At 64.5% G+C, this 25214-nt stretch carries 22 protein-coding genes; 4 read left to right on the top strand and 18 right to left on the bottom strand.

Annotated elements, in window-relative coordinates:
• Nucleotides 1-56: 56 nt before the first annotated feature.
• The 3 genes from OEG81_RS00955 to mdeB are packed head-to-tail and all read right to left on the bottom strand — an operon-like array spanning nucleotide 57 to nucleotide 4687.
• A complete protein-coding gene (locus OEG81_RS00955) occupies nucleotides 57-1040 on the bottom strand; it encodes an isoaspartyl peptidase/L-asparaginase family protein (protein ID WP_264130818.1) in 984 nt (327 codons plus the stop codon).
• Nucleotides 1037-1957 (bottom strand): DMT family transporter, encoded by a 921-nt coding sequence (locus OEG81_RS00950; RefSeq protein WP_264130817.1) that lies wholly within the window; start codon nucleotides 1955-1957, stop codon nucleotides 1037-1039. The genes OEG81_RS00955 and OEG81_RS00950 overlap by 4 nt, the downstream gene beginning before the upstream one ends.
• Before the next feature lie 39 nt (nucleotides 1958-1996).
• Nucleotides 1997-4687, bottom strand: a complete 2691-nt coding sequence (gene mdeB, locus OEG81_RS00945) for an alpha-ketoglutarate dehydrogenase (protein WP_264130816.1) — start codon at nucleotides 4685-4687, stop codon at nucleotides 1997-1999.
• Between the two features lie 134 nt (nucleotides 4688-4821).
• Between mdeB and OEG81_RS00940 the strand changes: the two genes are divergently transcribed.
• Entirely contained in the window at nucleotides 4822-5334 is a 513-nt protein-coding gene (locus tag OEG81_RS00940; protein WP_264130815.1) for an Lrp/AsnC family transcriptional regulator, read from the top strand.
• Nucleotides 5335-5349: 15 nt separating this feature from the next.
• Here the strand turns inward: OEG81_RS00940 and galE are convergent, their stop codons facing one another.
• From galE to OEG81_RS00885, 11 genes are all read right to left on the bottom strand, one after another.
• A complete protein-coding gene (galE, locus tag OEG81_RS00935) occupies nucleotides 5350-6372 on the bottom strand; it encodes a UDP-glucose 4-epimerase GalE (RefSeq protein ID WP_264130814.1) in 1023 nt (340 codons plus the stop codon).
• Between the two features lie 68 nt (nucleotides 6373-6440).
• The gene (locus tag OEG81_RS00930; RefSeq protein ID WP_264130813.1) at nucleotides 6441-7406 is read right to left on the bottom strand and encodes a branched-chain amino acid ABC transporter permease; all 966 of its coding nucleotides are present in this window, start codon (nucleotides 7404-7406) and stop codon (nucleotides 6441-6443) included.
• The gene (locus OEG81_RS00925; RefSeq protein WP_264130812.1) at nucleotides 7403-8290 is read right to left on the bottom strand and encodes a branched-chain amino acid ABC transporter permease; all 888 of its coding nucleotides are present in this window, start codon (nucleotides 8288-8290) and stop codon (nucleotides 7403-7405) included. The genes OEG81_RS00930 and OEG81_RS00925 overlap by 4 nt, the downstream gene beginning before the upstream one ends.
• 95 nt (nucleotides 8291-8385) lie before the next feature.
• Nucleotides 8386-9099 carry an ABC transporter ATP-binding protein gene (locus OEG81_RS00920; protein ID WP_264130810.1) on the bottom strand — a complete coding sequence of 238 codons (714 nt, stop codon included), beginning with the start codon at nucleotides 9097-9099 and terminating at the stop codon, nucleotides 8386-8388.
• Nucleotides 9096-9869: an ABC transporter ATP-binding protein gene (locus tag OEG81_RS00915; protein WP_264130809.1), complete on the bottom strand. Its 774-nt coding sequence runs from the start codon at nucleotides 9867-9869 to the stop codon at nucleotides 9096-9098. The genes OEG81_RS00920 and OEG81_RS00915 overlap by 4 nt, the downstream gene beginning before the upstream one ends.
• Nucleotides 9870-10095: 226 nt before the next feature.
• Entirely contained in the window at nucleotides 10096-11574 is a 1479-nt protein-coding gene (locus OEG81_RS00910) for an aldehyde dehydrogenase (RefSeq protein ID WP_264130808.1), read from the bottom strand.
• A gap of 77 nt (nucleotides 11575-11651) precedes the next feature.
• Nucleotides 11652-12608 carry an NAD(P)-dependent oxidoreductase gene (locus OEG81_RS00905; protein WP_264132663.1) on the bottom strand — a complete coding sequence of 319 codons (957 nt, stop codon included), beginning with the start codon at nucleotides 12606-12608 and terminating at the stop codon, nucleotides 11652-11654.
• Between the two features lie 4 nt (nucleotides 12609-12612).
• Complete coding sequence (locus tag OEG81_RS00900; protein ID WP_264130807.1) at nucleotides 12613-14046, bottom strand: aldehyde dehydrogenase family protein; 1434 nt, start codon at nucleotides 14044-14046, stop codon at nucleotides 12613-12615.
• Between the two features lie 43 nt (nucleotides 14047-14089).
• The gene (locus OEG81_RS00895) at nucleotides 14090-14695 is read right to left on the bottom strand and encodes a thiamine pyrophosphate-dependent enzyme (protein ID WP_264130806.1); all 606 of its coding nucleotides are present in this window, start codon (nucleotides 14693-14695) and stop codon (nucleotides 14090-14092) included.
• A gap of 8 nt (nucleotides 14696-14703) precedes the next feature.
• Nucleotides 14704-15219 (bottom strand): thiamine pyrophosphate-binding protein, encoded by a 516-nt coding sequence (locus OEG81_RS00890; protein WP_264130805.1) that lies wholly within the window; start codon nucleotides 15217-15219, stop codon nucleotides 14704-14706.
• A 90-nt stretch (nucleotides 15220-15309) separates the two neighbouring features.
• Nucleotides 15310-16512 (bottom strand): ABC transporter substrate-binding protein, encoded by a 1203-nt coding sequence (locus OEG81_RS00885; RefSeq protein WP_264132662.1) that lies wholly within the window; start codon nucleotides 16510-16512, stop codon nucleotides 15310-15312.
• 521 nt (nucleotides 16513-17033) lie between these two features.
• On the opposite strand from OEG81_RS00885, the gene infA reads away from it, so the two are divergent.
• Complete coding sequence (gene infA, locus OEG81_RS00880; RefSeq protein ID WP_264130804.1) at nucleotides 17034-17291, top strand: translation initiation factor IF-1; 258 nt, start codon at nucleotides 17034-17036, stop codon at nucleotides 17289-17291.
• Nucleotides 17292-17433: 142 nt separating this feature from the next.
• Complete coding sequence (gene pgi, locus OEG81_RS00875) at nucleotides 17434-19014, top strand: glucose-6-phosphate isomerase (RefSeq protein ID WP_412034154.1); 1581 nt, start codon at nucleotides 17434-17436, stop codon at nucleotides 19012-19014.
• On the opposite strand, the gene rfbD is transcribed toward pgi, so the two are convergent.
• Nucleotides 19007-19879, bottom strand: coding sequence for a dTDP-4-dehydrorhamnose reductase (rfbD, locus tag OEG81_RS00870; protein WP_264130803.1), 873 nt, complete (start codon nucleotides 19877-19879; stop codon nucleotides 19007-19009). The two genes, pgi and rfbD, sit on opposite strands and share 8 nt — an antisense overlap.
• 1 nt (nucleotide 19880) lies before the next feature.
• A complete protein-coding gene (rfbC, locus tag OEG81_RS00865; protein WP_264130802.1) occupies nucleotides 19881-20489 on the bottom strand; it encodes a dTDP-4-dehydrorhamnose 3,5-epimerase in 609 nt (202 codons plus the stop codon).
• Nucleotides 20490-20603: 114 nt separating this feature from the next.
• Between rfbC and OEG81_RS00860 the strand changes: the two genes are divergently transcribed.
• Nucleotides 20604-21482, top strand: coding sequence for a DMT family transporter (locus OEG81_RS00860; RefSeq protein ID WP_264130801.1), 879 nt, complete (start codon nucleotides 20604-20606; stop codon nucleotides 21480-21482).
• Nucleotides 21483-21504: 22 nt separating this feature from the next.
• Here OEG81_RS00860 and OEG81_RS00855 read toward each other — a convergent pair whose 3' ends face one another.
• Together OEG81_RS00855 and OEG81_RS00850 are read right to left on the bottom strand one after the other, a co-directional pair.
• On the bottom strand, nucleotides 21505-22731 hold the full coding sequence (locus tag OEG81_RS00855; protein WP_264130800.1) for an acetyl-CoA C-acyltransferase: 1227 nt from the start codon (nucleotides 22729-22731) through the stop codon (nucleotides 21505-21507).
• 17 nt (nucleotides 22732-22748) lie between these two features.
• The gene (locus OEG81_RS00850; RefSeq protein ID WP_264130799.1) at nucleotides 22749-25157 is read right to left on the bottom strand and encodes a 3-hydroxyacyl-CoA dehydrogenase/enoyl-CoA hydratase family protein; all 2409 of its coding nucleotides are present in this window, start codon (nucleotides 25155-25157) and stop codon (nucleotides 22749-22751) included.
• Between the last annotated feature and the right edge of the window lie 57 nt (nucleotides 25158-25214).

Genomic DNA, 25214 nt, shown 5'->3' with positions numbered 1-25214 from the left:
ACAGCCGCCTGGCTGCCTGGTCCGGCCTGCCCGGCATGCGCCAGGCAAAGAAGCCATCATCGGTCGCGATGGATGGCTACGCAAGCCGGCTGCCCCAAGCGCCGATAGCCCCGGTACATGCCTTCGGTATTGAACGGCAAGCTGATGTTGCCCCGGGCGTCGACGGCGATCAGGCCGCCCGCGCCGCCGATGGCCGGCAATTTCTCGAAGACCACACAGCCGGCGGCCTCGTCCAGCGAGCGCCCTTGATAGGCCATGCGGGCCGAGACGTCGTAGGCGGCCACCAGGCGCATGAAGGCCTCGCCCGTGCCGGTGGCCGATACCGCGCAGGTGGCGTTGTTAGCATAGCAGCCTGCGCCGATCAGGGGGGTGTCGCCGACCCGGCCGGGCCGCTTGTTGGTGAGGCCGCCGGTCGAGGTGGCGGCCGCCAGATTGCCGTGCAGGTCCAGCGCAACGGCGCCCACGGTGCCCAGCTTGCGGCCTTCATCCAGCGGGCTCGCCGCCGTGCCCGGATTTTCCGCCAGCGACTGGCCGTCGTGGTCCAGAACGATGGTCGCTTCGCCTGTGGCCTGCACGCGCAACAGCTGGCTGCGCCGGGCGTCTGTGGAAAAGAATGAGGGGTTCACGCATTCCAGGCCGGCGTCACGTCCGAAGGCATCGGCGCCCGGCCCCGCGAAGAAGGCATGCGGGCTGCGCTCCATGACCGCCCTGGCGGCCAGCACAGGATTGCGCAGCAGGGTGACGTTGGCGACGGCCCCGCTGCGCAGCGTTTTGCCATCCATGATGGAGGCGTCCAGTTCGTGCCGGCCTTCGCTGGTAAAGACCGCGCCGTGGCCGGCATTGAACAGTGCGCATTCCTCGAGCAGCCGCACGGCTTCGGCGACGGCGTCCAGCGCCGATCCCCCCTCTTCCAGAATGCGCGAGCCGCGCTCCAGGGTTTCCCGCAGGGCGGACTGGTATTCGTGGGTGACGGCCGGGGTGGCTTTGGCGCGCGATATCGCGCCCGCCCCGCCATGAATGACCAGCACGGCCTGTGTCATTTGGCGGCCTCCGCCAGCGTGGGGGCCGGGCGCCGGGTTCCCAGGTAGGTGCCAAGCAAGATGCCCAGCAAGCCCACGACATGCCAAAGCGTGAACGGTTCGCCCAAGGTCAGCATGGCGAAGCCCACGCCGAACACGGGGATCCAGTACTGGTACAGCGAGGTGCGCGCCACGCCCAACTCGGCGATGGCCCGGTTCCAGAACATATTGCAGATGGCGGTGGCGACGATGCCCGTGAACACCATCAGCAGCCAGGGCCACAGGCCCGGCGCCAGCAGCGCCCCCGCGCTGAGATCCACTGTGCCGGCCGCCAGCGTGTGCAGGCAGAGCAGAATGGCGCCCAGCGAGTAGACGATGCTGCTGATGAAGATGGAATTGAATTGCCGCGCCAGGTCCTGGATGATCATGCCGCCCACCACGAAGCTGAACATGGACAGGAACACCCGCAGGTCGCCCCAGCCCGGGCCGGACATCGACGTGCCGTGGCTGCTGAGCACCACGGCGAACACGCCGCCAAAGCCCAGGGCGATGCCCAGCAGGCGCAGGCCGGTGATCGCTTCGCGGAACACCGCGGCGGCCAGGATGGAGGCCACCAGCGGGCTTAGCGCCATGATCAGCGATGAGTTGGCGGCGCTGGCATCGCGCATGCCGGTGGTGAAGAAGATTTGATTGCCGTAGATCATGAAGCTGGCGCATAGCACGAAGCGCAGCCATTGGCCCCGCGATATACGCAGCAACGGTATGGGTTGCCGCGACCCGATCAGGGTGAAGTTGATGATCACGGCGGCAATCGCCATGCGGAAGCAGGCAATGATCATCGGGTCGAAGTACACGGTAAGTACTTTGATGGCCGAGATGTTCAAGCCCCAAATGGCCATGGTGCCAACCAGCAGGAACTGCATTCTGACAGAATTCATTTAAGGGCTTGCGGGTGTTTCGGGTTTCCCGCAAGGATATCAGTTCGCCGCCGGCTTGTGTAATGAAAGTCCGCGCAAAGCAGCCTGCGCGATGGCCTGCGCGTCGACCTGGAAGTAGCGCCGCAGCTCGGCCCGCGTATCGCTGCGGCCGAAGCCGTCGGTTCCCAGGGTGATGTAGCGCCGCCCTTCAGGCAGATAGGCGCGGACGGACTCGGGCACCAGCCTTACGTAGTCGGTGGCGGCCACGATGGGCCCTTCGGAGGCCTGCAAAAGCCGGGCAATGTGGGGCTGGAAGGCAGCGCCGCTCCGGCCATCTTGTCCCTGGACGGCCTGCCCGGCCTGATCATGGCTGTCATGCGCTTGCTGCGCCTCGCAACGCTGCCCATCGCGCGCCAGTTCGCTCCAGCTGCTTATGCTGTAGACGTCGCTGGCAACGCCCTGCTCGGCCAGCAGCTCCGCCGCCTTGATGACTTCGGCCAGGATGGCTCCCGATCCCAGCAGTGCCACCCGGAGGCCAGCCGGATCCGTACCCGCCTTGGCTTCGTAGCCGGCATAGCGGTAGCCGCCGCGGACAATATCGTCTTCAACGCCATCGGGCAGATCGGGCTGGGCGTAGTTTGCGTTCATGACAGTGATGTAATAGAACACGTCGCGCTGCTCGACCGCCATTTCCCGCATGCCGTGGTCCAGGATGACCGCCAGTTCGCCGGCGAACGCCGGGTCGTAGGCCTTGCAATTGGGGACGGCGGCGGCCCATAAGTGGCTGGTGCCGTCCTGGTGCTGCAGCCCCTCGCCGGCCAGGGTGGTCCGGCCCGACGTGGCCCCGATCAGAAAGCCGCGCGGGCGCTGGTCGGCGGCCGCCCAGATCAGGTCGCCCACGCGCTGGAACCCGAACATAGAGTAATAGATATAGAAGGGCAGCATGGCCATGCCATGCACGCTGTAGCTGGTGGCCGCGGCCACCCAGCTGGAAATGGCGCCGGCTTCGCTGATGCCCTCTTCCAGGATCTGGCCATCCTTGGCTTCGCGATAGCTGAGTATCGAGCCGATGTCCTCGGGCTCGTACTTCTGGCCGACGCTGGAATAGATGCCCACCTGCTTGAACAGATTGGCCATGCCGAAGGTGCGCGCTTCGTCGGCCACGATGGGAACGATGCGCGGACCCAGGCCGCCGTCTTTAAGCAAGGCGCCGAGCATGCGCACGAAAGCCATGGTGGTCGACATCTCGCGGCCGCCGCCCTGCAAGGCAAAACGCGCGTAGCCGGAGATATCCGGCACCGCCAGGGGCAGGGCGCTTTCCTGCCTGGCCGGCAGCGGCCCGCCCAAGGCTGCGCGCCGGGCGCGCAGGTAGCGCAGCTCGGGGCTGTCGGGTTCGGGCTTGTAGAAATCCAGCCTTAGCGCTTGTTCGTCGCTGAGCGGCAGCTTGAAGCGGTCGCGGAAGCCCAGCAGGTCGGCGTCCTCGAATTTTTTCTGCGAGTGTGTGGTCATGCGGCCCTGGCCCGCGCTGCCCATGCCGTAGCCCTTCTTGGTATGGGCCAGGATGACCGTGGGCCGGCCCTGCGTGCCGGCCGCGGCGGCGTAGGCCGCATGGATCTTGACCAGATCGTGGCCGCCGCGCCGCAGGCCGTCGATCTGCTCGTCGCTCATGCCTTCCACCAGGCGGGCCAGCTGCGGGTTCTGGCCGAAGAAATGATGGCGGTTGTATTGGCCGTCATTGGCCGCGAAGGTCTGCATCTGGCCGTCCACGGTATCGGACAGGGCGCGCAGCAACGCGCCGCTGTGATCGCGGGCGAACAGGCCGTCCCAGTCGCTGCCCCACAGCACCTTGATGACATTCCACCCGGCGCCGGAGAACAGTTTTTCCAGCTCGTCGATGACGCGGGCATTGCCCCGCACCGGACCGTCCAGCCGCTGCAGATTGCAATTGACCACCCACACCAGGTTGTCCAGGCGCTCGCGCGCGGCCAGGGTCAGTGCGCTCATGGACTCGGGCTCGTCCATTTCACCGTCGCCGAATACGCCCCAGACTCTCCGACCGGTGCAATCGAGCAGGCCGCGATCCGTCAGGTAGTGCATGAAGCGCGCCTGGTAGATCGAACTGATGGGGCCGATGCCCATGGATCCGGTCGGAAACTGCCAGAAATCCGGCATCAAGTAGGGATGGGGGTAGCTGGGCAAGCCCCGCGCCCCGTTCAGGGGCCCACGCAGTTCCTGCCGGTAATGGCGCAAGTCGTCTTCAGTCAGCCGCCCTTCCAGGTAGGCGCGCGCATAGACGCCCGGCGCGCTGTGCGGCTGCAGGAAAACCAGGTCGCCGCCATGCCCGCCGTTGTCGCGACGGGCGCGAAAGAAATGATTGAAGCCCACTTCGAACAGGTCGGCCGCGCTGGCATAGCTGGCGATATGGCCGCCCAGCTCGCCGTAGGCGGCGTTGGCGCGCACCACCATGGCCAGGGCATTCCAGCGCATGATGGCGCCCAGCTTCTGCTCCAGCGCCAGATCGCCGGGAAACGCCGGCTGCCGCGTCAGCGGGATGGTGTTGACATAGGGCGTGCCGATGCGCGGCTTCCAGGGAATGTCTTCGGTGGCGGCCATGTTGCACAACTCGTCCAGCATGAAGGCGGCGCGCTGCGGGCCATGCGCGGCGATGAGCGACTGGAAGGCTTCATGCCACTCGGCGGTTTCCTGGGGATCGACGTCGGCCAGGTGCTGCGGGGGAAAGGGTGAATTCATATCGGTTCACGCATGCGGAAAGATTGGACAACGTCCTTATTCTCCACCGCTTTCGCCGGCATGTGATGTCGATGACAGGGCCAAGCCGACGATTTTTCAGCATAAAATGCCGTTTTGGATTGGAGCTACGGCATATGAATCTGGACGCCACGGACTTGCGCATTCTGGATGAACTGCAACGCGACGGTTCGCTGAGCAATGTGGAGCTGGCCAGGCGCGTCCACCTGTCGCCTTCGCCTTGTCTGGCCAGGGTCAAGGCGCTGGAGTCCGCGGGCATCATCGTCCGCTATGTGGCCCTGGCCAATGCCGCCGCCCTGGGACTGGGCCTGAATGTATTCATCTCCATCAGCCTGAAATCGCAGGACAAGGAAGCCCTGGCCAATTTCGAGCGGCGCATCGCCGAGCATGACGAAGTCATGGAATGCTACCTGATGACAGGCGATTCGGACTATCTGATACGCGTGGCCGTGGCCGATATCGGAGCGCTGGAGCAGTTCATACTGGAGCAATTGACGCCCATACCCGGCATCGACAAGATCCGGTCGAGCTTTGCATTGAAGCAGGTGTCTTACAAGACGGCGCTGCCCCTGTCGGCAAGCCTGGGAGCCGGCCCTGCCGTCAAGCAGACGGCCCGAACAGGAAAATAGCCGGGCCTGCCCGGGCTAGCCCGCCGCGCGGGCCGCCTGCGCCGTTTCCCAGCGCCAGGCGTCTTCGCACATTTCCTGTATGCCGCGAGTGGCGCGCCAACCCAGCTTCTGGAATGCCAGGTCGGTATCGGCCCAGCAGGCGGCGATGTCGCCGGGACGGCGCGGCGCAATGTCGTAGGCCACCGTCTTGCCGCTGGCCTGTTCGAAAGCCCGCACCATGTCCAGCACCGAATACCCCACGCCCGTGCCCAGGTTGACCGTCAGCAAGTCCTGCGCGGCCTGCCGGCAATGGCGCAGGGCCGCCACGTGCCCCAGCGCCAGGTCCATGACATGGATGTAGTCGCGCACGCCGGTGCCGTCCGGCGTGTCGTAGTCCTTGCCGAATACCTGTAGGCGCTCGCGCCGCCCGGTGGCCACTTGGGCCACATAAGGCATCAGGTTGTTGGGCACGCCTTGCGGCGCCTCGCCGATCAGCCCGCTGGGATGCGCGCCGACCGGGTTGAAATAACGCAAGCGGGCTATGCGCCAGCCCGGTTCGCTGCGGTACAGGCTTTCAAGCATGTCCTCGACCACCAGCTTGGTGTGGCCGTAGGGATTGGTGGCCGAGCGCGGGTGGTCTTCCGTCAGGGGCAGTTTTTGCGGATCGCCGTACACCGTGGCCGACGACGAGAACACAAAGGTCTTGACATCGGCCCTGCGCATGGCTGCCAGCAATGCCGTGCTGCCATGCACGTTGTTGTCGTAATAGTCCAGCGGCTTCTGCGTGGACTCGCCCACCGCTTTCAGGCCCGCGAAATGCAGCACGGCGGATATCCGATGGCTGCGGAAGAGGGCATCCAGCGCGTGCGCATCGCGCACGTCGCCCTGGACGAAATCGGGGCGCTGTCCGGTGATTTCGGCGATGGAATCCAGAACCGGCGCGGCGCTGTTGCACAGGTTGTCCAGGATGAGCACGCGATAGCCCGCCTGCTGCAGGACGACGGTGGCATGGCTGCCGATGAAGCCGGTGCCACCGGTGACGAGTATGGTTTCAGACATGTTGCAAGGCTGGCGAGTATTTCAGCTGAATGATCGAAGCATCTATTATGGCCGATACCCGCCCGCCGCTAGGTCTTTTTATATCGATGGACCAGTTCGCCGACGATGCCGCGCCGGAAGGCCATCACGCAGATGATGAAGATCAGTCCAATCACGATCGTCACCGACTCGCCCAGCACCTGAAACCATTGCACCCCCGTCGCCTGGCTGAGGAAGCGGCCAAGCTCACCCACCTTGTTCTCCAGCATGACAATGATGAAGGCACCCAGCACCGGGCCCGTAAACGTGCCCAGGCCGCCCACCAGGGTCATGAGCACCACGGTGCCGGACATTTGCCAGGCGGCGTCGGTCAAGGTCGCCGACACGAACACCAGCGCCTTGGTCGCCCCGGCCAGCCCGGCCAGCGCCGCCGAGATCACGAAGGCCAGCAGCTTGAAGTTGTCCACGTTGTAGCCCAGCGAGATCGTGCGCGGCTCGTTCTCGCGCAGCGCCTTGAGCACCTGCCCGAAGGGCGAATTGACCGTGCGCCAGCACACCGCGTAGCCGAACACGAAGATCGCCATCACCACGTAGTACAGGTTGATGTCCTGCGACAGGTCCAGCCCCAGCAGCGTGCCGCGCGGAATGCCCTGCAGCCCGTCCTCGCCATGCGTGAACGGCGCCTGCAAAAAGAAGAAGAACACCATCTGCGCCATGGCCAGCGTGATCATCGCAAAGTAGATGCCGCTGCGCCGGATGGCCAGCGCCCCCATGACCAGGCCCATCAGCGCGGCCACCGCCGTGCCAAAGAGCAGTCCGAGCGCCGTGGACCAGCCCCACACCGCCATCGCGTGCCCGGCCGCGTACGCCGCCCCGCCCAGAAAGGCCGCATGCCCGAAGGACAGCAGCCCCGTGTAGCCCAGCAGCAGGTTGAACGCGCAGGCGAACAGCGCGTAGCACATGACCTTCATCACGAAGATCGGATAGGCGCCCAGCGCCGGCAGCAGCGCCAGCACGAGCACCGCCACAAGAGAGCCGATGACTTGACGGTTCATTTTTCCTTCCCAAACAGACCGGCCGGACGCAGCAGCAGCACGATGACCATAATGATGAAGACCACGGTGTTGGACGCCTCGGGCCAGAACACCTTGGTCAGCCCCTCGATCACCCCCAGGCCCAGGCCCGTGACGATCGAGCCCATGATCGAGCCCATGCCCCCGATCACCACCACCGCGAACACCACGATGATCAGGTTCGAGCCCATCAGCGGCGAGACCTGCATGATGGGCGCGGCCAGCACCCCGGCAAAGCCGGCCAGCGCCACGCCGAACCCGTAGGTCAGGGTCACCACCAGCGGCACATTGACCCCGAAGGCCTCGACCAGCTTGGGGTTCTCGGTGCCCGCGCGCAGCAGCGCGCCCAGGCGGGTCTTCTCGATGACGAACCAGGTGGCCAGGCACACCAGGATGGAGGCCACCACCACCCAGGCCCGGTAGATGGGCAGGTACATGAAGCCCAGGTTCACCCCGCCCTTCAGAAGCTCGGGCGTGGGGTAGGGCTGGCCCGAGACGCCGTACAGGCTGCGAAACAGCCCCTCGATGAGCAGGGTCAGCCCGAAGGTGAGCAGCAGCCCGTACAAGTGATCCAGCTTGTACAGGTGGCGGATCAGCGCGCGCTCGGTCAGGATGCCGAAGGCGCCCACCACCAGCGGGGCGATGATCAGCATCAGCCAGTAGTTCAGGCCCAGGTACTGCAGGCCCATCCAGGCGATGAAAGCGCCCAGCATGTACAGCGCGCCGTGCGCGAAGTTGATGATGTTCAGCAGTCCGAATATGACCGCCAGGCCCAGTGAAAGCACAGCATAAAACGAGCCGTTCACCAGGCCCAGCAGCAGTTGCCCTAACAGGGCCTGGATGGGTATGCCAAGAAGTTCAGTCATAACGATTTGCACCAATAGCGAGAGATGAGTCGGGCAGTTTCATCGGTCTGGATTTCCTTTGAGTGAGCCAGGGCCGGGCAAGCATAGCCCCACAGTCACACGCCCAGCAGCGTGTTCAGGGTGTCCTGCTTGGCGGCCAGCTCGGCTGCGGCGAACTGCTCCACGATCTGGCCATGCTCCATCACGTAGAACCGGTCGGCCAGCGGCGCGGCAAAGTGAAAGTTCTGCTCGACCATCACAATGGTGTAGCCCTTGGCCTTGAGCGCGGTGATCATCCGCCCCAGCGCCTGCACGATCACCGGCGCCAGCCCCTCGGAGATCTCATCGAGCAGCAGCAGGTTCGCCCCCGTGCGCAAAATGCGCGCCACCGCCAGCATCTGCTGCTCGCCCCCCGACAGGCGCGTGCCCGGCGAGTGCCGCCGCTCGTGCAGGTTCGGGAACATGTCGTAGATCTCGGCCAGCGACATCCCCCCGCCCAGCGTCTCGCCCACCACCGGCGGCAGCAGCAGGTTCTCCTCGCAGGACAGCCCGGCGAAGATGCCCCGCTCTTCGGGGCAGTAGCCGATCCCCAGGTGCGCAATGCGGTACGTGGGCAGCCCGATCGACTCGGTGCCCTGGATCCGGATCGAGCCCTTGCGCGTGCCGGTCAGCCCCAGGATCGCGCGCAGCGTGGTCGTGCGCCCCGAGCCGTTGCGCCCGAGCAGCGTGACCACCTCGCCCTTGGCCACGTTCAGGTTCACCCCGTGCAAGACGTGCGATTCGCCGTACCAGGCGTGCACATCGCTCAGTTCCAATGCGGTCGTGCTCATGCGTGGGCTCCTTCCAGTTCGCCGCTGGTCGTGCCCATGTAGGCCTGCATGACCTCGGCGTTGCGTGAGACGGCCTGGTAGTCGCCCTCGGCCAGGACCGCGCCGCGGGCCAGCACGGTGATCGTGTCGGCAATCTGCGAGACCACGTTCATGTTGTGCTCGACCATCAGGATGGTGCGCCCGGCGCTGACCTTCTTGATCAGCGCCGTGACCCGGCTCACGTCCTCGTGGCCCATGCCTTGCGTGGGCTCATCGAGCAGCATCAGCTCGGGCTCCATGGCCAGCGTCGTGGCGATCTCCAGCGCCCGCTTGCGCCCGTAGGGCAGGTTCACCGTGAGTTCGCCCGCGAACTCGGCCAGGTCCACCTGTTCGAGCAGCCCGTAGGCCGCCTGGTCCAGGTGCGCCAGCGCCGTGTCGCTGCGCCAGAAGTGGTAGGACTGGCCCGTGGCCCGCTGCAGCCCGATGCGCACGTTCTCGAGCACCGTCAGCTGCGGGAACACCGCCGAGATCTGGAACGAGCGGATGATGCCGCGCCGCGCGATCTGCGCCGGCTTCTCGTGCGTGATCTCGTGGCCCGAAAAGTGGATCGAGCCCGAGGTGGGCGTCAGGAACTTGGTCAGCAGGTTGAAGCACGTGGTCTTGCCTGCCCCGTTCGGCCCGATCAGCGCATGGATGCTGCCGCGCCGAACCTGCAGGTTCACGTCGCTCACCGCCACGAACCCGCGGAACTCTTTGAAGAGGTGTCTGGTTTCCAGGATGTAGTCGCTCATGACGGCCGCTTCCCGCCATGGTGTTGAAAACCGGGCATGCGCCCCGGCCACGCATCCGCGGCCGCGCGCGTTCGGCGTGTCCGCTCCCCCCTGCTTCTGCTTGTCTCCATGTCCTGCCTCTTTTCATGCCGCATCGGACCAAACGCTCCCCGCCGGCGAAGGCTCGCTTCGCCGATTTCGCTGTATCCGCGGCTTTGTTTCCTTGACCGCAAGCCTTGCCGGCCTGCTATTTCATGACGAACGGATTGCCGTTGGGCGCTCCGCTGTTGATCCATACGCTTTTCGTTTGCAGATATTCGCGGATGGCATCGATCCCGTTTTCGCGCCCAAGGCCCGAATGCTTGTACCCCCCGAAAGGCGACATCACACTGACCGCCCGGTAGGTATTGACCCATACGGTGCCCGACTGGATTTTTTCCGACATGCGCAGCGCGCGGCCGATATCGCTGGTCCAGACCCCGGCCCCAAGGCCGTAGCAGCTGTCGTTGGCGATGGACACCGCATCGGCCTCGTCCTTGAACTTGATGACGGCCAGCACGGGCCCGAAGACTTCCTCCTGGGCGATGCGCATGTCGTTCTTCACATCGGTAAAGATCGTGGGCTCCACGAACCAGCCATCGCCGCATTCGGGCCTGTTTCCCGGCTTGCCGCCCAGGGCGAGCCGGGCGCCGTCCTGCCGGGCGATGTCGATGTAGGACAACACCTTGTCATATTGCGGGCGGGTGGTGATGGGCCCGACCTGCGTGTCGGACGCCATGGGGTCGCCCATGCGCGCCGTTTTGGCCAGGGCCAGCAGCTTTTCCATGAAGGCGTCATGGATGCTCTCTTGCAGCAGCAGCCGCGAACCCGCAATGCAGGTCTGGCCCGTGGCCGAGAAGATTCCCGAGATCGCGCCGTTCACGGCGTCGTCGATATTGGCATCCTCGAAAACGATGTTGGGCGATTTTCCGCCCAGTTCCAGGCTGACGTGCTTGAAATGACCGGCGGCCGCGACATTGATGGCCTTGCCCGTCTTGTCAGACCCGGTGAACGATATCTTCCTGACCAGGGGATGCTCTATAAGAGGGCCGCCGACTTCATTGCCGAAGCCGGTGACGACGTTCACCACCCCCGCCGGGAAGCCCGCTTCTTCAAAGAGGCTGGCAAATTCAAGCATGGACGCCGACGTGAACTCCGACGGCTTGATGACCACCGTGCAGCCGGCGGCCAGGGCCGGTGCGATCTTCCAGGCCGTCAGCATTAGCGGCGAGTTCCACGGCGTGATCACGGCGACGACGCCCAAAGGCTCGTTGCGCGTAAAGTTGAAGTAGCCCGGCTTGTCCAGCGGAATCACCGTGCCCTGGATCTTGTCGGCCAGGCCGCCGTAGTAATAGAACCATTGAGGAATATAGTTCAGCTGTCCCCGCATTTCGGCCAGCAGCTTGCCGTTGTCGCGCACCTCGGTGGCGGCCAGCTTCTCGGCGTCGCGGGCCACCAGGTCGCCCAGCTTGCGCAGCAGCGCTCCGCGCTGCGTGGGCGTCAGCCTGGACCAGTCACCCTGCGCATAGGCTTTATGGGCAGCCTGGACGGCGGCCTCCACGTCGGCTTGATTGCCGCGCGGCATTTCCGCCCACGGCTGGCCGGTATAGGGGTTCTCCGACACGAAGAACTGTCCGGAAGCCGAATCGGCATAGCGGCCGTCTATATACATTTGATAGCGCTGCATACCCACATCCTTTAGCTGCTCGATACATAAACCGGGCGATCACGGCGTCGCCCTTTCCTGGCACGGTGGACGGCGCCTCAGCTTGGCTTCCAGCCCGAGGGAAGACGCGGCTTGTCGATGTTGGCCAGTTCGCACAGCGCATCGGCGATGCCGGAGAAATCCGTGGCGCCGAATTGCGCGGCGCGGGCCAGGCTGAAGGATTCGTGCACGGACGCCGCCACCGGCATCGGCACCTTGGCCGCATGCGCGGCCGTCACCACCAGCGAAAGGTCTTTGTGGGCCAGGTCTATGGTGAAGCCGGGCGACGTATCGCCGGCCAGCACCTTGTTCGGGAAGTTCATGCGCAGCTGGCCGTTGTTGGCCGACGTGCCCAGCAGCACCTGCATGGTCTTGGTGATGTCCAGGCCGAACTTTTGCGACAGCGCGAGCGCTTCGCCGTTGACCTGGCACAGGGTAATGGCCACATAGTTGTTGACCAGCTTGGTCCGGCCGCCGGTGCCCACGGGACCGCAATGGTAGGTGGTGGTGCCCATGGCATCGAGCAGCGGCGACACCCGCTTGAAATCCGCATCGCTGGCGCCGACCATGAACAGGGATTCGCCGCGATCGGCATGCTCGGCCAGGCGTCCCACCGGCGCGTCGACCACCGACATCCTGTGCTTGAGCGCTTCCTGCTGAAGACGGTCGGTTGCCAGGGGGTCGATGGTGCTCATGTCCATCAGGATGGTTCCCTCTTGGGCATTGTCGAAAATGCCATCGGCGCCCAATGCCACCTTCTCCACTTCGACGGAAGTGGGAAGCATGGTGATGACGATCTTGCACTCGCGGGCGATGTCGGCCACGCTTTTGGCGGCCGTTGCGCCCAGCGACACCAGCGTATCGACCGCTTTCTGGTTCAGGTCCAGGACCAGCAGGTCGAAGCCTTTCTTCTGCAGGTTGGAGGCCATTCCAAGGCCCATCCGGCCCAGGCCGATAAATCCGATTTTTTCCATATTGACTGCTCCTTTATTCGTTTTCTTAAGGCTGGACCGGATGGTCTCAGTACCCCACGTAGGCCGTTTTCGTGTTGGTGTAGAAGTCGACGGCGTACTGGCCTTGCTCGCGCTGGCCGTAGCTGGACCCTTTGACCCCCCCGAACGGCACGTGATAGTCCAGGCCGGCCGTGGGCAGGTTGACCATGGTCAGGCCGCTGCGGATATTCAGGCGGAAATGGTTGGCATGCTTGAGCGAGGTCGTGCAGATGCCCGACGACAGGCCGAAATCGGTATCGTTGGCCACGGACAAGGCCTCTTCGTAGTCGCGCACGCGTATCACCGATGCGAAGGGCCCGAAGACCTCTTCGCGGTTGATGCGCATGGAGTTGGCCGTCTCCGTAAACAAGGTGGGCGCCATGTAGTAGCCGGGCGTGGCGGCTTCCAGCTGCGTGCCGCCCTGAAGCAGGTTTCCGCCTTCTTTTTTGCCTACCTCGACGTATTCCAGGATCTTGTCGAGCTGCGACTGGTTGATGACGGGGCCGATGGTGGTGTCCGCAGCCAGCGCCGGCCCGACCTTCACGGCCTGCATGCGCTTGTGCAGGGCATCGACAAAACGGTCGTGGATGTTCTCGGCCACGATCAGGCGGCTGGATGCCGTGCAGCGCTGCCCCGCCGAATAGAAAGCGCCGTTCAGCGCGCATTCCACCGCCACGTCAAGGTCGGCGTCGTCCAGAACCACCAGGGGATTCTTGCCCCCCATTTCCAGCTGGACGCGTATCATGCCGCCGACGGCCGCCTGCGCCACCTTGCGGCCGGTCGCGACGCTGCCTGTAAAGCTGACGGCATCGATGCCTTGCAACAGGCCCTGCGCCGCGGCGCCGCCCGTGCCGTTCACCAGGTTGACGACGCCGGCGGGCAATCCGGAGCGCTCGAATATCTTCATCAATTCCACGCCGATGGCCGGCGTGAACTCCGACGGCTTCAGGACCGCGGTATTGCCAAAGGCCAGCGCCGGCGCCAGCTTCCAGGCCGGTATGGCGATGGGGAAATTCCAGGGAGTGATGGCCGCGACCACGCCCACCGGGTCCCGGCTGATCTGTATGCCGATATTGGGCCGCGTCGACGGCAGGTTTTCGCCGCCGTAGCGCACGGCCTCGCCCGAGAAGAAATGGAAGATCTGGGCGGCGCGCAGGACCTCGCCCTGGCCCTCCGCACGGGTCTTGCCCGCTTCGCGGGAAACCAGCTCGCCCAGCTCTTCTTTGCGGGCGGTCATTTCCGCCGAGACGCGGGCCAGGATATCGCTTCTGAACTGGGTGGTCGTGGCGGACCATTCCGGCAAGGCCCGGCGGGCCGCCGCCACCGCCGCCTTCATCTGCTCCGCCGAGGCGCTGGCGTAGCGCCCGATGACGTCGCGCGTATCGGAGGGGTTGATGTTTTCGATGACCTGGTCCCCATCGACCCAGGCGCCATCAATGAAATTGCCGAACTGCTTGCTCATGATCCACTTCCTTTCTGATAATTGCGCGCCAGAAGCCCAATTATTAATTATGCCCGCCTTTGCCTTGCCCAAGCACCGCCTCGCGGAAGCGGCTGCGCAAGTAGGGGCCGTCCCGCGACGGCAGCGAACTGGGCTCGACCGAAGCCATGACTTTCACCACCACGCATTCCAGTCCGGGCCGGCTGCAGATGCTTTCCGCCGTCTTGTCCAGTTCGGCCTGTGTGCTTACCGTATAGGCAGTCGGGAAGCCGCAAGCGCTTGCGATTCCCGCAATGTCCACGCCGCGCCCCGAGTGCGCGGGCTGCATGCCGGTCTCGCCATAATGCTCGTTGTCGATGACGATGATCTTCAGGTTCTTGGGCTGCTTCACGGCGATCGTGGCGAACGACCCGATGCCCATCAGCATTTCGCCATCGCCGACAAAGGCCAGGACCTGCCGGTCGGGCTGGGCCAGCGCCAGGCCCAGGCCCACCATGCAGGTACCGCCCATCGCTCCCCACACATAGAAATTGCGTGGATCGTCGCCGGCGGCGGAGGTGTCGTAGGTGGGGTTGCCCAGGCTGGCCACCAGCAGGGCTTCGCCCCGGTTGGCCAGTATTTGCGCAACGCTTTTGCGTCGGTTCAATGTGGTCGCTGTTGTAAGGCTCATCACGTTGCTCACTTGTTAAAGTCTTTGATGCCCAGAACCTTCTGGCTGATCAATACGGCTACCGCGCGGTTCGAATTGAATGCCAGCAAGGCGGCGGCGCGAACCGTTTCGGGTATTTCTTTTTCGTTGTCCGCACGCACGACGAACACGCCCGCGCTTTCAAGCACGGCCTGGGTCGATTGCCCCATTGGACACTGCCAGGGATTGAACTCGCCCCATTCGCCGCGCATGGTGACCAGGGTCAGGAATGGCATGCGGCATTCCTGGATCAATGCAAGCATGTTGATGCAATTGCCGACGCCGCTGGACTGGATTAGCATCATGCCTTTCTGGCCGCCCAGCCATGCGCCACCCAGCATCGCCACGCCTTCCTCTTCAGTCGTCAGGGACACCGAATGGATGTCGGGGTCGGCATCGCACAGCTTGATCAATTGCGTGTGGCCCGCATCGGGCACATAAGCGACCTGCCGCACGCCTATGGCCTTGATCGTGCCGTACACGTCTGTAACCCATTCCTTGCTCATTTGAAAACCACCTTTTCCTTCATTGAAAATGTCGACGCGTTGCCGCTTGCATCAGGCAAGGCGGCAGCGCGTTCGTTGGCTTGAATTCGATCAGCTTTTCGGCATCAGCGGGCACACGCCTGTCTTGGTCGGCACGTAGGCTTCGTCGCCCGGAATCGTGGCCACCGTCTTGTAGTAGTCCCACGGCGCTTTCGATTCGGCCGGAGTCTTGACCTGCATCAGGTACATGTCGTGCACCATCGTGCCGTCGGCGCGCACATAGCCCTTGGCGAACATGTCGTCGATCTTCATGGACTTGAGTTCTTTCATGACCGCATCGGCCTCGGTGGTGCCGGCGGCCTTGACCGCTTTCAGGTAGGTCAGGGTGGCCGAGTAGTCGCCCGCCTGGAAGGTGGTGGGCATCTTCTGGTGCTTCTCATAGAAGCGCTTGGAGAACTCGCGCGACGCGTCGTCCTTGTCCCAATACCAGCCGTCGGTCAGGTACATGCCCGCGGTGGTCTCCAGCCCCAGGCTGTGCACGTCGGTAATGAAAACCATCAGGCCCGCCAGGCGCATGGTTTTTGCGATGCCGAATTCCTTGGCCGTCTTGATGGAATTGATGAGGTCTCCCCCACCGTTGGCCAGGCCCACGACATCGGCGCCGGAGGCTTGGGCCTGCATCAGGAAGGACGAGAAATCAGCCGTGCTCAGGGGATGGCGGACGGCGCCAAGAACCTCGCCGCCCTGGGCCTTGACCACGTTGGCGCTGGCCTTTTCAAGCGAATGGCCGAAAGCGTAGTCGGCCGTGACGAAGTACCATTTCTTTCCGCCGTCGCGCACCATGGCCGTTGCCGTGCCGATGGCGTGCGCCGAAGTCGAATAGGTATAGCGGACCATGTAGGGCTGGCATGCCTCCTCGGTCAGGCTGTCGGCGCCGGCGCCCGCGCTGATGAAGACTTTCTGCTTTTCCTTGGAAATATTGCTGATCGCCAGTGAGGCCGACGAGTTGGAACCGCCGATCACCAGATCGACGTTGTCCTGGTCCCACCATTGGCGCGCCCGGTTGGCCGCGATGTCGGCCTTGTTCTGGTGATCGGCAAAGAGCACCTCGACCGGCTTGCCCAGCACCTTGCCGCCGAAGTCGCTGACAGCCATCCTGACCGCATCCAGGCCGCCGGGGCCGTCGAAATCCGAATACAGGCCCGACATGTCGGTGATGAACGCGATCTTTACCGAATCGCTTTGCGCCTGGCTTTGCACAGGAATGAAGAGCGCGCCCAGCGCCAAGGCCAATGCCGCATTCTTGAATTTGATGCCCATGTTTCTTGTCTCCGTTGCTTTGTTGATGAAGCTGTTCTAGTAGTTGAAAAGCATCTTATAGCAATTCATTTGGCGCCGGCTTTCGCATTGCAAAAGCGGCACTTCGCCTTTGGAAAGGGCTTGCGCGCGGCCTGCCGGACACGGCCGCGCACATCCGTGGCGGCCTGCGCGGCCAGCCTGAAAGACCATTCACGCCATGTGTGATATCATTGGGAAGCTGAAAACATCTTCAATTTGGCAGGCATCGCTAGATTTCGCCTGCGCATTTAACGTCGGCATCTTTGCTTTGACGCAAGCTCCAGGCACAAGCCGGACAAGACATGTCCCTGGTTTTGCCATCCGCGCTGATATTTTCCAATACACGGTTCGGCTCCATCCGCGCCGCAGCACCCACGCCACGATAGGCGTCACGAAGCACCTGTCCACTTTCAACTGCAACACGCGGTTTGCCGGATGCCACGCATAGCGAGTCCGGCCACGGGTACTTTTTTATTCACGTTCACAGGAACTAATCTATGGCCAAAGAAGAATTGATTGAAATGGGTGGTCTCGTCACCGAGGTCCTTCCCGACTCCCGCTTTCGTGTCACGCTGGACAATGGGCATCCCGTCGTCGCCTATACGGGCGGCAAGATGCGCAAACACCATATCCGCATCCTCGCCGGCGACAAGGTTTCGCTGGAAATGTCCCCTTACGATCTCAGCAAAGGCCGCATCACTTTCCGCCACATCGCCGGTCGCGCACCGGGCGCCGCCAGCCAGCGCCGCCGCTGACGCCCCGCGACCTGGCGCCTTCAAGCGCCTGGGGGCAGCCCTCTTGAACAAGCCGGAATCGCATAGCCTTGGGTTATAGGCATACAATCGTTGAACGATTGTTTTTGCTCTATAAGGAGCCCCAGTGGCCAGCGACCCGTCCATGCCCGGTGCTTTGCCCACCGCGTCCGAGTTCCCCCGTTTGAACGACATGCCCGAATGGTCGGCATTCGAGAAAGCGGCCGCCGAATCCCGTATCCATGTCCACAGCCTGCGCGTGCTGAATGCCGCAGGCATAGACCTGGACATCAGCGGGCAAAGCAGTTCGCCCGCGCTCACGCAGGCCGGCGAGGCCCTGCTGGCGGCTCGCGGTTTCCCGCAGATGCGCGAACGCCTGCTTTCGGGCGGCGTCGCCAATGCAACCGAAGAGCGCGCAGCCTGGCACACCGCCCTGCGCGCCCCCGCCCCCATCGATGAAGTGGCCGCCGAAAGGCAGCGGCTGAACGAGTTCGTGCGTCTGGCCGACTCCGAACGGCGGTGGCGCAGCATCGTGCATATCGGCATCGGCGGCAGCGACTGGGGCGTGCGGCTCGCGGTCAGCGCCTTCGGCTACGCCGGCACCTGGCGGCAGGTTCATTTCGTGGCCAACATCGACGGCCACGCCATACAAGGCGGGCTGTCGGGGCTCGATCCGCACGATACGCTGATCGTGCTGGCGTCCAAATCGTTCACGACGGCCGAAACGCTGCAAAATGGCCAGCGCGCGCTGGAATGGCTGAAGGCCTCGGGCGTTGAAAACCCCTACGAGCAGATCGTCGCCATTACCGCAAGGCCGGATGTCGCCAAGGCCTGGGGCGTGCCCGAGCCGCATATCTTTACCTTCTGGGACTGGGTGGGTGGGCGCTTTTCGCTCTGGTCGGCCGTAAGCCTGACCACCGCGCTGGCGGTCAATGCCGACGTGGTCGCCGGCATGCAGGCCGGCGCCGCCGCCATGGACGCCCACTTCGCCGAAGCGCCTTTGGACCAGAATGCGCCGGTGCAGATGGCCCTGTCGGGCATCGTCAATCGCAGCGTGCTGGACTATGGCTCGCTGAATATCGCGCCTTACGACTTCCGCCTGTCCAATCTGGTGCCTTATATCCAGCAGCTTGAAATGGAATCGCTAGGCAAGTCGGTGAACCTGTCGGGCCAGCCGGCGGGTGTGCGCACCGGCCCCGCCGTGTGGGGCATGCCCGGCACCGATGCGCAACATACTTTTTTCCAGTGGCTGCACCAGGGCAGCGATGGCGCGCCGGTGGACTTCATCGTCTGCCAGCACGCCGACCACGGCTGGCCCGAGCATCACAAAAGCCTTCTGGCCAACTGCCTGGCGCAGCGCGAAGCGCTACTCAAGGGCAAGACCTATGAAGAGGCCCTGAAAGAATGCCTGGATGCCGGCATGCCGAAAGCGAAGGCCCAGTGGCTGGCCCACCACCGCGTGCATGCCGGAGGACGCCCGTCCAACCTGATCGTGCTGCCCCGCCTGTCGCCCTACACGCTGGGCGCCCTGCTGGCCCTTTACGAGCACAAGGTCTTCGTGCAAGCCGTGGTCTGGGGCATCAACCCCTTTGATCAATGGGGCGTGGAGTACGGCAAGGTGCTGGCCAAGGGCATCATGGGCGAACTTGCGGGCAAGGATATCGACCCCAGGCACGATGCCTCCACCGCGCATTGGGTGCAGACTTTCGGCGCTTCATTCAAATAAGGCGGGCAAGCACTTTGGGCAAGGCGTCGCGCAAGCTCGCGCGGCGCATGCCCAGCGCTTCGATTTTCTCGCACGACAAAGCGGAATAAGCCGGCCGCCTGGCCAGGCTGGGGTAGTCGCTGCCGGCGATGCCCACCAGTCTCGGTACCGGAAAGGCCGCATCCCGCCGGCCTGCGCAATCGAACACCTCCTGCGCGAATCCATGCCACGACATGACGTCGGCGCCGCAATAATGGTAAATGCCCGAGGCGGCCGGGTCCGACCCCGCCAGCCTGATCACGGCATCGGCCAGGTCGCCCGCGTAGGTGGGACAGCCGAACTGGTCGTTCACCACGCGGATGGCCGGCGCATCGGTGCCGGCGGCCCTTGCCATGCGCAGCATGGTCTTGACGAAATTGCCGCCGTATTCGCTATATAGCCATGATGTGCGCAAGACCAGGCTGGACGGACATGCCTGCCGCAGGGCGCGTTCGCCCAGCAGCTTGCTGCGTCCGTAGGCATTCAGCGGATTGCCGGAATCGAGCTCGGCATATGGCCGCGACGCGTGCCCATCGAAGACGTAATCGGTTGAGATATGGATCAGGCGCGCCCCGATATCGCAGGCGGCCCGCGCCAGGTGGCGGGCGCCCTGCTCGTTGACCGCCATGGCCGCATCGGGTTCGCGCTCGGCCTGGTCCACCGCGGTATAGGCGGCGGCGTTGACGATGCAATCCGGCCGGAGGCGGGCCAGCACCCGGGCAACGGCGCGGCCGTCGGTGATATCCAACTCGGCGCGTGTCAGGCCGGCCAGATCCCAATCGGCCGGAAGCCGATCATGCAGGCAGCGTCCCAGCTGCCCGCTTGCGCCGGTCAATACGACGTTCAAGTCAGGCGTCCGCCAGGCTGGTTCCCGTCACAGGCAACCGGCCCGCCCGCTGCAAAGCCTTCAGGGTATCGCCCTGCCGATCGCGGTCAGACAGGATGGGATCCGCTTGCGGCCATGCTATGGCCAGATCGGGATCGTCCCATCGCAGGCAGGCTTCGTCTTCGGGATGGTAGTAATCGGTGCATTTGTAGTCCACCGTCGCGCTCTCGGACAACACCAGGAAGCCATGGGCGAAGCCGGGCGGTACCCACAACTGGGACGGCGCCGCGGCGTAGCCGGCCCGGGGCGCGTACGGCTCCGCCTCCAGGACCAGGCCTTCCCATTGGCCGAATGTGGGCGAATCGGGGCGCAAGTCCACCGCCACGTCGAAGACGGCACCCTGCGATACGCGTATCAGCTTGCCTTGCGGATGCCGCACTTGGTAATGCAGGCCGCGCAGCACCCCTTTGCGGGAATGGCTGCAGTTGTCCTGCACGAAATTGACAGGGGCGCCCAGCAGTTGGGCATAGCGCCGGGCCTGGTAGCTTTCCAGGAAGTGGCCTCGATCGTCGGTATGCACGGCGGGTTCGATGCGCTTCACGCCTGGCAGCCTGGTATCGAGCACCTTCATGGCGCATTCCCTATGAAGCTGGCAGCCGGGGGCCGCCGGTGAGCGTGATTTTACCGGTAAAGGGCCTACAATTCCGAACTTGCCCATCCGGCCTCATCCAGGCTCCATCCGACCATGCAAGCCACCGATCTGCGCAATCTCTTCCTGCTGGCCTCCCTGTGGGGCAGCTCGTTCATGTTCATGCGGGTGGCCATCGAGGATTTCGGTCCCATACCCCTGATCGCCATGCGCGTGGGCATCAGCGCGCTGTTCCTGCTGGGGGTGACCGTAGTCACGCATAACGGCGCGGCGATCATCGCCCACTGGAAGGCCATGGCTGTGGCCGGCGTGCTGAATGTGGCGATGCCATTCCTGTGCCTGAGCTATGCCGTGCAGACCATGATGGCGGGCACCTTGTCCATCGTCAATGCCATGGTGCCCTTGTTCGGCGGCATCATCGCCTGGGCCTGGCTGCGCGAACGGCTGTCCTGGGCGCGCGTGCTGGGGCTTGCCATCGGCTTTGCGGGCATCGTGGTGCTGATGCTGGACAAATTGTCGTTCGTCCCGGGAGGCGAAGGATGGGTGGTCGTCATCGCCCTGGGCGGCCCCTTCTTCTACGGCCTGGGCGCCTGCCATCTCAGCAAATACCTGCATGGCGTGGCGCCCATCGCCTGCGCCACGGGCAGCATGATCGCGGCATCCATCGTGCTGCTTCCCCTGTCGCTGCTGACCTGGCCGGATACGCCGATTGCGGCCCTGTCCTGGGCCTCGGTGACCTGCCTGGCCATTTTATGCACCGGCATCGCCTACCTGATCTTCTATCGGCTGGTGGCCAGGGTGGGCGCCTCGAAGTCCATCACCGTGACCTTCCTGGCACCGCCCTTTGGCGTGTTCTGGGGCGTGCTGCTGCTGGACGAGCCCTTGACGATCAATGTGATCCTGGGCGCGGCCATCGTGCTGGTCGGCACCTTGCTGGCCACGGGCTTCATCGGCGGCAAGGCCGCCCGCAGCTGAGGCGCCGCCCGCCCGGCATGATTCACACCCGTTGGAATATGCCTGCGGCGCCCATCCCGGTGCCCACGCACATGGTCAGCATGCCATAGTCCAGCTTGCGCCGGCGCAGGCCATGGATGACGGTGGCCGCCCGTATCGCGCCGGTGGCGCCCAATGGGTGGCCCAGGGCAATGGCGCCGCCCATGGGATTGACGATGTCCGGATTCAAACCCAGGTCGCGGATGACCGCCAGCGATTGCGCGGCAAAGGCTTCGTTCAATTCTATCCAGCCGATCTGGTCGAGGCTCAGGCCGGCCAGCTTCAGTGCATGCGGGATGGCCTCTTTAGGGCCTATGCCCATGATTTCGGGCGGCACGCCTTTGACGGCGAAGGAAACGAAGCGGGCGATGGGCGTCAGTCCATGCGTCTTGAGCGCGCGCTCGGACACCACCAGCAGCGCGCCGGCGCCATCGGACACCTGCGAACTGTTGCCCGCCGTTACGCTGCCGCGCGCCGCAAACGCGGGCCGCAGCCGGGCCAGGGCCTCCAGGCTGGTGTCGGGGCGCGGGCCCTCGTCCAGCGACACCGTCTTATGGCTGACGATGACGTCGTCGTCCGCCGAACCATCCAGCACGCCGCCGCTGGCTTGCAGATCCGGCTTGCGGCGCACGACATCGATGGGCAGGATTTCATCGGCGAATTCGCCCGCCTTCTGGGCCGCCAGGGCGCGCTGGTGCGAACGCAGGGCGAAGGCATCCTGGTCTTCGCGCGACACCTTCCATCGCGCGGCCACTTGCTCGGCCGTCAGCCCCATGCCGTAGGCGATGCCCAGGTTCTCGTCGCGCTGGAAGATCTCCGGACTGAACGAGGTGCTGACGCCCATGGTCGGCACCAGGCTCATGGACTCGGTGCCGCCGGCAATGATCACATCGGCCTCGCCCACGCGTATGCGGTCGGCCGCCATGGCGACGGCGGTCAGGCCCGACGCGCAGAAGCGGTTGACCGTCACGCCCGCGACCGATGTGGGCAGGCCAGAGAGCAGCGCGCCGATGCGCGCCACGTTCAGCCCCTGCGGGCCTTCTGGAATCGCGCAGCCGACGATGGCGTCTTCGACAGCGGCGGGGTCCAGGCTGGGAACCTGGGCCAGCAAGCCCCGTATGACGGTCGCCAGCAGGTCGTCGGGACGGGTGTGCGAAAAGACGCCGCGCGGCGCCTTGCCGATGGAGCTGCGGGTGGCGGCGGCAATGTATGCCTGTTGCAATGTGGCCATGGTGACTCCCGTATTGATCAGTTGCGTACCGGCTTGCCGGTCTTGAGCAGGCCGGCGATGCGTTCCTGGGTCTGTGGCTGGACCAGCAGGTGAAGAAAAGCCTTGCGTTCCTGCCTGAGCATCCAGGCCTCGTCGACCATGGATCCCGGATCCACGTCGCCCCCGCATATCGCCTGCGCCACCTTTTTGGCTACCGTGAAGTCGTAATCGGAAATGAAACCGCCAACCTTCATGTTGACCAGCTGGGCCTCGAGGGTGGCGGCGCCGTCGCGCCCGGCTACCGGGAAAAGCGCGGGCAGCGGCGCCCGCCAGCCCGATTCCGCCATGGCCAGGGCTTCGCGCAGCGCCACATACAGAAGCTCGTGGCGATTCATGACGATGGTGTCGGACGGCAGCAGGTAGCCTATCTTGCGGGCATCCAGCGCCGACTTCGATACCTGGGCGGTCGCCACCGACAGCGCGAACTTCTTAACGAAAGCCAGCAAGGGAGCGTCGGGCGCATCCTGCGCCTGCTGCTCGGCCGCGCGCCGGGCGCAATAGCTCAGCCCCCCTGCGCCGGGAACCAGGCCGATCCCGGCCTCGACCAGGCCGATGTAGGTTTCGAAATGCGCCACCCGCTTGGCGCAATGCACGGAGAGTTCGCAGCCGCCTCCCAGCGCCATTCCGGCCAGGGCCGCCACGACGGGAACCTGCGCATAGCGCAATCGCCGGACCATATCCTGCATTTCGCGCTGTATGGGCTCGACCGCCTGGGCGCCGCCCTGCTCGAAAGCGGGCAGCATGGCCTTCAGGTCGGCGCCCGCGGAAAACGGATCGTCCAGTTGGCCGATGACCAGCGCCCGGAAGGAGGACTCGGCCAGATCGACCGCATGCACGATGCCGCGCACCACGCCCGGGCTGAGCGTGTGCATCTTGGTCTTGAACGATACGATCAGCACGTCGCGCGGATGGGGCGCCGGCAAGGTCCAGCAGCGCACGGCTTCGTCTTCGTGGACGATGACCGGCTCCAGGGCGGAGGCCTCGCCCACCAGGCGCGGCGCCCCCACCTGGCGTTCGTACACCGGCAGGGTGCTGCGCCCTTCGTAGCGCTTCTGGCGCGGATTCCATGACCCCGCCTGCGTATGCACGCCCTTGGCCTCCCATACCGGCCCGCACGTGGCCCATTCGGGCAAGGGCGTGCTGGACAGGGTCTTGCCGGCATTGATGTCTTTGGTGATCCAGTTGGCGACATCGTGCCAGCCGGCCGCCTGCCATATCTCGAAGGGGCCTTGCGCATGGCCGAACCCCCACTTCATGGCCAGGTCCAGCTGGCGCGCCGTGTCGGCGATATCGGCCAGGTGGACCGCGCTGTAGTGGAAGCTGTCGCGCAGTATGGCCCACAGGAATTGCGCCTGCGGATGGTCGGAGTCATGCAGGGCTTTCAGCTTCCTGGCCGGGTCGCGCAATGCCAGGATTTCGGCCACGGCCGGATCGATGACGGCGTCGGCCGGCACGTATTCCTTTTTGGCGGGGTCCAGCCGCAAGATCGCCTTGCCCTGCTTGCGATAAAAGCCGGCGCCGGTCTTCTGGCCCAGGGCGCCCTGCTCGATCAGGCCGGCCAGCACGGGCGGCACGCCGAAATGGGCATGGAAGGGATCGTCGGGCAATTGCTCCTGCATGGTGCGGATGACATGGGCCAGCGTATCCAGGCCGACGACATCGGCCGTGCGATAGGTGCCCGATTTGGCCCGGCCCAGGCGCGTGCCCGTCAATTCGTCGACCTGCTCGTAGGACAGGCCGAATTTCTGCGCCTGCGCGAATACCGACAATATGCCGAAAACGCCGATGCGGTTGCCGATGAAATTGGGCGTATCCTTGGCCCGGAGCACGCCCTTGCCCAGCTGCGACACCAGGAATGTCTCCAGCACGTCGAGCAGGCCCGGTTCGGTGTCGGCCGTGGGAATCAGCTCGACCAGGGTCATGTAGCGCGGCGGGTTGAAGAAATGCACGCCGCAGAAGCGCCGACGCAGCGCCTCGGGCAGGGCCTGCGAAAGCCGGGTGATCGACAGCCCCGACGTGTTGCTGGCGATGATGGCATCGGGCTTTATGGCCGGCGCGAGCCTGTGGTAGAGATCCGTCTTCCAATCCATGCGCTCGGCGATCGCTTCGATGACCAGATCGCACTCGGACAGCCGGTGCAGATCGTCGTCGTAATTGGCGGGCACGATGAGATCGGCCAACTCAGGCGTGCCCAGCGGCGCGGGGTTCAGTTTCTTCAGCTGCGCGATAGCCTGTTTGGCGATGGCGTTCTTATCGCCCTCTTTCGCAGCCAGATCGAACAGCACCACCGGAACACCGGCGTTCACGCAGTGCGCGGCGATTTGCGCGCCCATCACGCCCGCGCCGCAAACGGCGACCTTGCGTATATGAAAACGATTGGACTGCATGAGCGTATCCCCCAATGAACAATAGGCCTGTTCATTAGGTTAGTTCATTATTATGGG

It is taken from the genome of Pollutimonas sp. M17 (genome assembly GCF_025836975.1).
Lineage (GTDB): Bacteria > Pseudomonadota > Gammaproteobacteria > Burkholderiales > Burkholderiaceae_B.
Note: the sequence above shows the minus strand (reverse complement) of the source record. Positions and strands in the feature narration are given on the sequence as shown.